Annotated in this window: 6 protein-coding genes; all 6 read right to left on the bottom strand. The window is 45.1% G+C overall.

Annotated elements, in window-relative coordinates:
• Positions 1–42 precede the first annotated feature (42 nt).
• Positions 43–4,137 carry an N-acetylmuramoyl-L-alanine amidase family protein gene (locus tag DFR60_RS27110; RefSeq protein WP_110326090.1) on the bottom strand — a complete coding sequence of 1,365 codons (4,095 nt, stop codon included), beginning with the start codon at positions 4,135–4,137 and terminating at the stop codon, positions 43–45.
• Between the two features lie 99 nt (positions 4,138–4,236).
• Positions 4,237–6,516 carry a DUF6273 domain-containing protein gene (locus DFR60_RS27105; protein WP_110326088.1) on the bottom strand — a complete coding sequence of 760 codons (2,280 nt, stop codon included), beginning with the start codon at positions 6,514–6,516 and terminating at the stop codon, positions 4,237–4,239.
• Positions 6,504–7,433 (bottom strand): hypothetical protein, encoded by a 930-nt coding sequence (locus DFR60_RS27100; protein WP_110326085.1) that lies wholly within the window; start codon positions 7,431–7,433, stop codon positions 6,504–6,506. The genes DFR60_RS27105 and DFR60_RS27100 overlap by 13 nt, the downstream gene beginning before the upstream one ends.
• A gap of 777 nt (positions 7,434–8,210) precedes the next feature.
• Complete coding sequence (locus tag DFR60_RS27090; RefSeq protein ID WP_110326081.1) at positions 8,211–10,094, bottom strand: leucine-rich repeat domain-containing protein; 1,884 nt, start codon at positions 10,092–10,094, stop codon at positions 8,211–8,213.
• Between the two features lie 408 nt (positions 10,095–10,502).
• The gene (locus tag DFR60_RS27085) at positions 10,503–11,093 is read right to left on the bottom strand and encodes a hypothetical protein (protein WP_110326079.1); all 591 of its coding nucleotides are present in this window, start codon (positions 11,091–11,093) and stop codon (positions 10,503–10,505) included.
• A gap of 62 nt (positions 11,094–11,155) precedes the next feature.
• Positions 11,156–11,394, bottom strand: a 239-nt coding sequence (locus DFR60_RS30705; protein WP_207659580.1) for a hypothetical protein, incomplete at its 5' end; no start/stop codon positions are given.

The raw sequence follows: 11,394 nt of genomic DNA, 5'->3' as shown, positions 1-11,394 counted from the left end.
TATTATTCGTCAGAGTACCACATCGCAGATTCTGCTGTTGATTCATGAAATCCACTGTCCCATCTCATTAACACTGTAGATTCCGTCAATTATGGTATTAGTTAAAAGCTTACCCACTATCCCAGACGAAGATGGATTAAAATAATACCAGGTCCCATCAATCCGCTGCCAGCCAGTAAGCATTTGCCCCTGTGTCCCGTCCGTTACCGGATTCAGGTAATAACTGCTGCCATACTGATCTGTAAACCAGCCTGTGATCATAAATCCTTCCTCATCAAAGCAGAACCAGGACGCCCCTGGCTGATTCCCGGTTGCATAGGGATTGCTGATGTAGGCCCATTCATTTGCATAGGTCCTGTCTGACGCAAATATCCATTTACCGTTTGCTGCCTGCGTCCAGGTTCCGGTTACTGCACCATTTGCTGTGGTCTGTCCAGTAGTCTTACCGGAAGGAGTTACACCGGTAGTTGTTCCCGTACTCCCAGCACTGCTGCCTCCGGAACCTCCTGACGAGTAGGTATGATCGATCACCTTGAAGTTTAATTCAATCAATACAGAATCCTTCATTTTTCCATTGACCGCTGCCGCATTTACCCGGACACGTTTTGTACCACTGGAGGCACCAGATTTTAACAGTTCCCTGATCCAAGGCGCCTTCAATTCATTATTTTCATCCAATAATACCGGAGCCACAGTTCCATCCTGTAATACAGTCACCAATGCCGGATCCTCAGAGGACCAAACGATGCGAGTTAAATCCGTATTATTGGAATAAATAGTTGCCTTCAACGGTTTAGACTCCTGCCCGCTATAGGTTAATATCGGCGCCGAACGTCGCCCGGTCAAAGTAAGGGTTATCGGAAATACTTCTTTTTCCGGTTCCACCTCAATGCAGTTTGCCTGGAACTTAAGTGTTACCCTGCACCTGTCTGCCTGCATACCATCACGAGTCATTCCGGTGATATCCACTGTTTTCTCCGCCTGATACGGAGGCCTCGACAGTGCTTCCAGAATCCATGGTGCTCCGTCATTTACTGTGAGGTTTCCATTTGCATCCACCATCAGCGCCGCCGGATCTGAAGAACTCCAGGTTACGCCGCGGTCGTATGGCCTGTGACTCTCACTATCCTCAATATCCGGATAGACCATGGCATTCAAAGTGCGTTTATCAAACCCACGCTTTCCAGTAGTTTCTGAGTGAATGTTTCCGGCTTTGTCATAGGTTAAATGGTATTCCATGGCTGGCTGACTTAATTTAATTGCTTCAGGATTGACCCTGGTCCTGTCTTCTGTCACAAAACGAACGGTAATCATACAATCTGCTGCGGCACGGTTGCCAAGCTTATCCTTTCCTTCAACAGTAACCCGCACACTCCGCTCACCATTTCCAGAAAGCAGCGCATATCTGTCATTCTCCCTCTTCCCATCATCTGTCGCAATAATATCCCGGATCCATTTTGCGTCTTTATAGGCGGATATGGAAGCTTCTTTATAGGATGTTTCCTCTTCGTCTACCCTGATTACAGCCGGGTCACTGGTCATCCATGATACCTCGTCCCTTGAAAAATAATCCGGTTTAAATTCTGCTGTTAGCGATTGCGGTGGTGTAACCAGAATACTCTCTTCCGGTTCCAGCCGCTTCCCTGTAAGCAGCCTGGTGACCGTATACTCCAGGGTCTGTTTATCCAGTACCGCCTCTTCTGTGGCAACCAGTGTATGATCAAGAATCTGGAATGTTACATTGATCCGGCAGTTAGCGGTACATGGTTTCCCTTCGAAGGATGCCGACGGCCTTGTTTCTGCAGTCAGAATTGCAACACCACCGTTTTGATGTCCGGCGCCGAAGATTGTATTGGGTATTTTATATCGGTAATTTTCCTCCTGTTGTTTTAGCTCCAACTCGCTGATAATTTCCCTGAAAAATTTTGCATTTGAATTCAACGTTATACTGGCTGATTTTGCTGTATATCCATCTGAGTTTTCATCCTCATTTTTGGCCAGCCCGATTAAATCCGCATCATCAATGCTCCATCTTACCCGGTTATCACTTACATCATTATTTGTATCAATAACTGCCTGTATGGTAACCGGCTGCACCTCTGTTCCCGGCTCCAGATTCCCGTTGATATACCGGGCTATCAGCTTTCCTGCCTTATTTCTGATTTCTGTGGTCTTTACCGGATTCTTACGATTGCCAGTTCTGGTCTGTGTCACAGTAAAATTATAGATATCCGGATCTACATGAACAGCTACCGCTACTTTCTTATAAGTTCCATCAATCACAATATCTTCTTCCGGCATCTTGAAGGTATAACAGTGGCTGTCTGCAGAATACGCTGTATTCTTACTTATTCCGTCTGCGTTTATATAATATGGAGTTCCGGACATTTGAAATTTTTCTGTTTCCGTATCATTGGGAGATGTATTTACATAGACAATAGATCCAGCCGCTACAGCTCCCCGGTTATTCTTATCAAGCACCTTGGAATACTGTGATGCTCCTTTTGCTTCCAGCAGTGCAACATCATAAAAATTCCGGCCATTCGCTGCCGTGTCGATCTGATTTACGATAATTAAGTATCCCCGAACCGGACGGCCTACAGAATTAGGCGCGAAATGATCAATCGTATAACGGCTGTCTTCGGTTTCGTCCATAACCGTTAAGATACCGTCTTCCAACTCTTCATAAAAATATTGATCAGTCATATTTTTACTGGTTCCGCCCTGCACCAGCGTATAATGCAGATCACTGCTATGCCAGTATCCGATATGAGCCGCATAAGTATAATCATTATCATCTGCTATTTCGGAACCACATACATTGGCACTGATCTTGCTCTCGGAATCGGCAAACAGGTACGCCACATCGTCAATGTAATTAAAGTTTGTGGCCGCTCCCTGTCTCGTTCCGATAAAAGTGCCTTCTCTTGCCATTGACCCCAGCTGTGAATTCCCGATACTGCCTTCAAATCGTGCCACCTTTAATTTTCCGGATACATAGTTTCCGGTTATTCCGCCAATTGCAGTGGAATGGTAGCCTCCAATGGTTCCATTTACATGGACGTTATAAATATCTGTGGAATTCTGAAATCCGACTATTCCTCCGGTATAACCGGTTCCCTGGATTCGCGCCGTGTTCCCCGTACCAGTGGCAACATCACAGTCTGCGATGACGGAATCCGAAGCGATGCCTGCGACTCCACCAATGTAGATCACTTCATTTCCGGCCTGCGCATCTATTATAACGTTATCACATATGGTATTCTCAATAACGGTTCCGCTTATCTCACCTGCAATCCCGCCTGCGATCCCTGAAGTGTTCAGTGCTGCGTTTTTAACGGTCACATTTCGAATTTCTGAATCAACCGCATAGCCCACTACCGTTCCGATTCTGTCATTTCCTTTTACTTCTTTATCTGGAATGATTTTTACATCGTGAACTTTGGAATCACGTATCGCTCCGAACAAACCAATATGATCATAATTCCCGTACTTATTTAACTTCAGATTTCTGATCGTATATCCCTTTCCATCGAAATCCCCATGGAAAGCGTATTCCACCTCTCCCGGCATTTCTGAAGAATCTCTGTAAAATCCAATGGGAATCCAGTCCACGCCCTGCATGTCGATATTACCGCCAAGGGCAAAGTAACTGCCTGCATAATCGCCCACGTAGTCCGCACCCTCTGCATCAGGAACCGCCATTCCCATCGCAGTCAATTCTGAAAGTCCCATGAGTTGTTCCCGATTCTTAATCAAAAATGGCTTTTTCTCAGAACCATTCCCCTGTGTTCCATTCAGAAATTCGAAACTTGTCTTTCCGCTCCATGAATCCCAGATATTTCCCAGTGAATTTACTGCTCTCAAGGCATTAGACAGTGAGGCTTTTGTCTTTTCGTCCCCTCGTGATGCGTTGGATTCAGTAGCAGTCTGTTTCTCGCCATTTTCCAATTCAGCCCAGGTCGGTTCCAGAGCATTCGAACTCGTGGAGGCATATCTGCTGCCTTCCAGATCTTTTGCCAATATCGGATGCGTATGAAACGCAGAGAATGCTATTATGCCGCACAGGCTATAGGCCAACAGCTTTTTCCACCGCTTACAGTCTCCCTGCCCTATGTTGTGGTTACTCTTTCTCATTGTCTTTTTCCTCCCTATTCTGTGTATTTTCTTCATTCACTGATCTGACCCATGTAATCTGCTGAAACAGACAAATGAATATTCTCCTCCTCGTGAAGCTTACTCCTTATGCTGTGCAATGACAAAGGCTGGTCGAATTCCTATACTCGTGTCAGAGACATCAACCGGATGCAGGCTGCCATTTCCCAGATCCACCACGTAGATACCTTTTCCATACTGAAAAACGTCTTCCCCTCCATATTGCGGAGTTCTCAAGTAATACCCTTTGGAATACGCAGAGTATTGAGACTGTGGATTATTCTGGCTGCTTCCATTAAATTTCCATAGAACATCTCTGTATTTCACCGCTTCTTCCATCGATAAGATAAACATCTGGTCTTCCATTATCTGAAATGGTTTTTCAAGTTTTTCCAAGTCGTCAAATGCAAACTGCTCGTATTCCCCCGAACCGGTCTTTCCCTGATAGGCTGTATTCACACCGGTGTAAATGAAAGATATGTCTTTTGCTGGACTTTCCATATTTTTTTGAAGCCATTTACGGATATTGGAGGTTTTATAGTTGTTATCCCGGCCAAATTCCCATTTCTGTATGGACGTCCCGTCACTTTCAATGTCAGACCGTATCACCGTTTCACATAGAAAAAGAGCTGCATTTCCACGGTTATCCATCATATCGCTGTAATCTTCATCAATACATCGAAATCGATATTGCTTACCACCAATACGTCTTATCTGTGTATCGCCTTCCCGGTAAACTGCCTCTTTGGGAGCGGTCTCATCATTGATTTCCTGATAACAGACATCGCAGAATCCATCTTCATCTTTATCGATATGCCCCGACGCCGGAAAGAGCACCGTCTCCTCATAGCCGCACAACCTGCACAGTAATCTCTCATGTCCACCGGATACACAGTCTGACAAAACATGCTCCTGCATACTCATCTCATGAATGCAGGATTCCTGTCTCCAGACTCTTTGAAAACCGATCCGTATAATACAGTACCGGTTTTCATTGCTCATAAATTCATCCATAAGGAGTCCTGAGACATTGGTTATGTCAGCGAATTCCTGACCAATTACCACAGTGGAGGGACTATGGTTTCGTGCAACCAGATAAATCTCATGGCGCTCCCGGTCATGGACCATGGAAATCAGATTCCTGAGCCGTTCCCGGCTTTCTTCCTGATTCTCTGTAATTACCGGCCAATCTTCCGTTCTGCTTCCTGTGATATTGAGATCGGCCTCTTTGGCAGTCTGAATCCATTTCTCCAGTCGCTGCTCCCCCTCCTCCTGCTCGGGTTCTTCAGCCATTTGACCGGTTCTGCGGAACAATACTGTATATTTTTGAAGACCTGTACCTGACACAGTTATCCGTTTCGGGCTTTCTTCCAGGGCCTGATATAGCCAGCCATCACTTCCTTTCATAAGTTCCGGAAAATCTACAGTCAGCTCCATCCCTTCTTCACTCTTGCCGGCCTGCGTACGCAATATTTTTCTGTTTGGATCTGTCTCCTCAACAAAACGCACTTCCCAGGAAACCATTTTTGCTTCAGACGGGGTTGCAGGGTCCTCAAATTTATTTTCTGCACCTGGCTCGTCTTCTCCAGACTTATCATCATTCTTATTCGAGTTTGCCTCGCCCCCCTGTTCTTCGGACTTGTTACTATTTCCATCTTCCGTTTCCGGCCGTTCGTCTCCATTGTTATCTTCTTTATCCCCGCCTGTTGAGGCGCCGCTTCCTCCCTTACTGCTTCCTCCCTTACCTCCGCTTCCACGCTTCCCTTTTCCTCCGGCCCCCGCTCCTGCCTTTTTATCCCCGTCCATTGTATCCGATGACATCAGGCCTTTATCGGCTATATACCATTCCTCCCCATGTTCATTCAGCCAGGCTCCACTTGTTCCTACGAAGTATCCGTCTGGAGTTTTATCCTCCAAATACAAGGCTCCCATTGGATACAAATCGGAGCTGATCTCTGCAAGGTAATAGCATTTTCCGTCAATCCACTGCCAGCCTGTCATCATTCGGCCCTTTCCAGCGCCTTCTCCTGTGTTAAGAAAATACCAGTATCCGTCCACATAGATCCAACCAGTATCCGCCATACCAGACGCATTCAACCGGTACCAAGCCCCCTCCTGTTCCGCTTCATCCCCAGTATTTAACACAGGCCCATGAACTGTTTGATAGACCCACCGGCCGGCGTTTTTACTATTTTCCTCCACATTCTCTGCGCAGGAAGGAGCCGCATATGTAATGGTCAGAACGAATCCCAGCCACAGCATAAACCATTGTTTCTTTCTTCTGTATCCTTCCAGTCTGCCTCTCGGCCTCTTAAAAGTATCTCCGGCTATCGCCTGACACCTTTTTCTTATAGTCCACATCCGTCCCTCTTCTCCTCTCTCTTTTCCACAGCCCGCTTAATCAGCCACGCCGCCAACAGCATGAATAACAGGGCCAGTATTAATGACACAGTAAGTACAATGGCCTCTCTCCTGATGATCCAGGCTGAGTCCGGATCATACTCCACTGCTTCCACCACTCTGTTAGAGACAATTTTCTTTTCTTCAGCCGGTGTTTTCTCAAACTCCTTCAAGCTGTATACTGCTCTGCATCGATAGCCCTCAATCTCGGGATATGTGACCGTTCCTCCATAAGTAATCAGATAATCTATTACTTTACGTCTTCCAAAAGCAGTCGCATCCCTGCATAAAATATCATCTTCATCTAAGTATGGCGCTCCATTCCATACAGTACTGGTAACCCTGTAATGTTCTTTAGTCACTCCAATTTCTGACAGAAGGGCGTCCTCATACAGCTCCAGCCGCAGCGGTTCTCCATCAATTGGCACATTCTCTTCTCCCAGCTGATATGTCTCTGCTCCATATGAATGAAACACAACCGGAAACGTAAAGTCATCGCGCCATTCTTCGTTCACCTTCCTCCTTTTGATTACCGGATACTTTGCACTTACCTGCAGTCCTGAGAAATCTTCTTTCGATGTGATACTTCTCGTCTCAGGAACTGAATCCATATTTTCTATGCCTTCGTACAAAACTTCCTGTTCCACATGCTTCTCCCTGGGACTCACTTTGACTGGCTCCAGTTCCCAGGTCTTTAGCCGATACAACTTTTCCCCCTCTTCATAAATGAGTTCCGGCACGTATTCTTCTAATGATCCAAACATGATCTCGGAGATCACCGTTATCTCCGGTTTCAGCCGGGCATAAGCCATTTCAGAAGGAATAGACATCAAAACTATCAGCGCAGCCAGCATGCCACCTGGCCATTTTCTCTTCATTTATTATTTTTCACTCCTTACATAGTGTATTTAGGTTATTCAAAGGGGTAACCTATACCCACTCAGTACCTATATTTTTTCATCTTCCCTTCTATTGGGGGCAAAATAGAATTTAGTTAAGCGATTCGTCCATATAACGCAAAATTAATTTTTATAAATATGCCAGAAAGCTTACATCTGCTTTCCTAAATACCGTTTATAAATCTAATTTACTCAAAAAAGCGCAAACAACCTTCACTTACTTCGGAGATAAACCCGGCAGAATTTTATTCCGGATACAGAAAATAGAAAAAAGAAATGAATAACTAAACAGGCCTATAACAGTATAAAAAATACAGCACGAAAAATCATATCAAAAAAATTCTGTTCTCCAAGCCGGACCGATCGATAACAGATCGATTGGTCTCCCACTCGTCCGAGCTCAAACAGTGGAACATGAAACACCTATACTAAAATAATTGGGGAATAAAAGGATATTGCAAGATAATTAAAATATATTGAAAAAATAAGAAAAAACGATACGGCTTATGCCGCAAGATTTTATGTATGTTTTACATCTCTTAATTGTAAAAACAGTATAACCGATAATTACCAAATAATCAAGGGGTTTTTCCAATTTCATAAAGATATTTTTACCAACAAAAAATACCGCCTTCGACCGAATCAAGCAGTTCATCATTCCAGTTTCCGATCTGCTCAATCCGCCAAGGCGGCATTTCATACCCTAAACTTTCCCACTAATCCCCGTTATTCCTCAACGTCTTCACGCCCAAACAATCAATGAGAATCCTCCACCGTATCAATCCAGTCCACATCGGCAATCGGCCGTTTTACCGTACTTTCCTTCCCCAAATACTCCAACTGATCCAGCACATGCGTATCAGTCACGTAATTATCGGTGACATCCAGTTCCCTCAGATTTTTAAGTCCGGCTGCAAACTGAAGATCCGTGAGCTGATTTCCCCGAAGGCTCAAATATTCCAGCGAGGGATAATGGCCTAAAAATGAGGTGTATTCATCAAGAAGCACATCATCGTAATTAATAGAACGAACCATGCCGTCAGACCACATTTCAATATTTTTGTACAATTTCACATGGTTTAAGGAGAGGGCCTTTAACGCAGGATTATCCTGAAGACGGTCAAACTTCACCTCAAAACTGCTGCTGTCTAAAATCAGGGTTTCCAGGGCCGGAAGATTAAACGCGTAGGACACATCCCCATAGAATTCCGAATGATTCATGTCCAGATAGGTAAGTCCCTGGCATCCGGCAAGAAAGCTTAAATCATCGCTGTTTCCCCAGTTTTTCCGGTAAGTCAGCTTCTTTAAAGCAGGCAGGGAAGCTATCACCGACGGCTGATCCACGTTGCAGCCCTGAACCTTCAGTTCTTCCAGGCCCGTAAGACTGCCAAGAAAACGAATCCCCATCATTCCATGAAATTCCCCATGCTTTAAACCGGTAAGTGCCGTAAGATCCGGATCATCCTGATTCGTATATTTATTTATTACCAAAGTTTCAAGACCTGTAAGCGTTCCTACGGGATTATAATCACGAACCTCACCGTTGTCTACCAGCACAAGCTCCTTCAGACTCACTTTCCCCATGAGAGGATCGAGCAGAAGAATCTTAGAATCCGTGATTCCAAGGCTCGCAAGCTCCGGCATATGATTAATAAAGCTGATATCTTTCAGGTTTTCCGCGTCAATCGACAGGCTCCCCAGCTTCTTAAGCACATTCAGGACCGTAAAATCATTCACCTCATCCATGTCGTATAACTTTAAATTTTCCAGGTCCTTCACCTGGGCCAATGCGGATATGTCCGAAATTTCACGGCAGTCTTCCATCTCCAGTGACTTCAGTCCCGGAAAATAGGACAGTTCTTCCAGACTCTTTAAATGAGAAGCGTTTAAACGTTCCAGACCTTTAGCCGCATCTCCCAGCGCAAGACGCAGCATATCCAGCTGTATGTAGTCGCAGGTAATCATTTTTAAGGAGCTCAATGTCTCCAGACTGCCCTCCGGCAATTCCGTGTGATCCAGATTCAGATACTCCAGCTCCGGCAGCGCGGCAATATCCTGAAGCTCCAGGGCCTCCTGACAGACCACCACATTGATATCCGCCTCCTGCCCCTGTTCGGCAGCCACGATTGGATTTTCAAAACTGTATGTAATCATCCACCCGGCTTCGCCTTTCCTCATGGACAAATATTTAAAACGCTCCAGTTCCTCTTCCGTGACCGAGGAAACGCTCGTTCCCAGGGCCTCCTTAATCAGTACCTCAAAGGACGCGGAATACGTGGCAGACGCCTTGCTTTTATCCGATGACTGCTCTTCCGAAACAGACGCGGCCACCGTCACTTCCCTGCTGGGATACTTATTCGCATTTTTTGATGGTCCGGAAAGAGGGATCAGAATAAGTGCCATGATGCCAATCACACCGATAACGGCTCCGACAGCAATTGCCGCTTTGTTCCCCGACTCCTCCTTCTTCGCCATGCTGTTGTGGGAGGTCTCCTGCTTATACTCGATAAACACCTTCGGCTGTTCCGATTCCAGATAATATTTTGTGTGGCAGTACTGACAGTATCCCACATTCTCGTCCTTTTCATCCAACTCGATGGGCCCGCCGCAGGACGGACACTTTAAGGCTGTTAGTTTCATTTTGGCTTTACATTCCTTTCGCTTCGTTTATGGGCAGACTGTCCACAGGAAGGCTGACAGCACAATTCGGATCAAACTACAACCGCTATTTTTCATTATAAACCGATTCCATGTACTTTCGCTTTCCGCCCTGTATGTTTTCATTTTGCTTTGCTTCTTATGGCATTATACCACATGTTGCAGACCGTAGAGAACTATAATACGGAACTTTCTTAGAAAATTGTCTTATTTTCCAGCCTTCCGGCTGTGGGAATCCAGCCCATGTGCTATTTTGAATATTCGAATTTACCATACAGCATAAAAAGGCTTGTAAAAGCGGCGCAGGACCACGATTACAAGCCTTTTATGAATTCCAATATTATATTTTCTTATGCATCCTTCTTATAAATCCCCTGCTTCATCGCCGTTCTATCTCACCTGAATACGGAATGCCGTCGTCTGAGGCGGTATACTCGCCGTCTGGAAATTCGCATGGGTTATCTGTACCAGCTGGCCTGGGCGCAGATCGCACAATCTGATCGGAAATCCATTTCTGTTCAGGATGACCGTTGAGCTTGTGACAATATATCTCGTTATTCTGCTGATATTGTTTGGCATGCCGGCAAGAAGCTGACTGTTATTGCAGTCAATCCAGATCACTCTCTGCGTTGTAGTATTGGCTGAAGGTCTGGAAGGCTGTCTCGTGACTATCGTAAATGCAGTAGACTGAGGCGGTATGCTTCGAGTCATACTTGGTGAAAATGTTACATCCACCCGCATTCCCTGGCGGATATCACTGAGACGGATTGGCATTCTGAAAGAATTCATGATTGCGGTGTTATTATTGACATTCAACCGCAGCTGCTGAACAGTGGTTACTCCGCTTTGCCACGGAACCGAGTAGGAGATTATAATAAATCCGGTATTTCTGCCGGAAGAAGAAACCTCATCGACAAACGCATTGTCGATTCTAAGAAAATTCCCTTGTGTAATTATGGAACCTAAGGAGTCATTGGCCATATAAACCTCTTAAGGATGGATATGTCTTTTCTATCATTATATGATTAGGAACACAAATGTTTCTATGGAAAAGAAAAATAATCGGCTACTGTCTGATCTTTTACCGCATCGGAGAGTCTTTTTATATAACAGATGCACGTATTTATTCTATAAAAATCGGGGCTGTGAAAAAATGGAGTTGCTCTAACTCCATTTTCCCAGCCCATCTTTATTTTTCGAAACATACAGGAAAAAAGTAGTAAAGAGCGCATACTTCCCCTTACCCCAGCAAACGTGCGCTTTCTCCTCTTTAAGCCACTTT

Origin of the sequence: Hungatella effluvii (assembly GCF_003201875.1) — a bacterium.
Classification (GTDB): Bacteria; Bacillota; Clostridia; order Lachnospirales; family Lachnospiraceae; genus Hungatella; species Hungatella effluvii.
The sequence above is the reverse complement of the archived record's forward strand: the minus strand, read 5'-3'. Positions and strand labels throughout refer to the sequence as shown.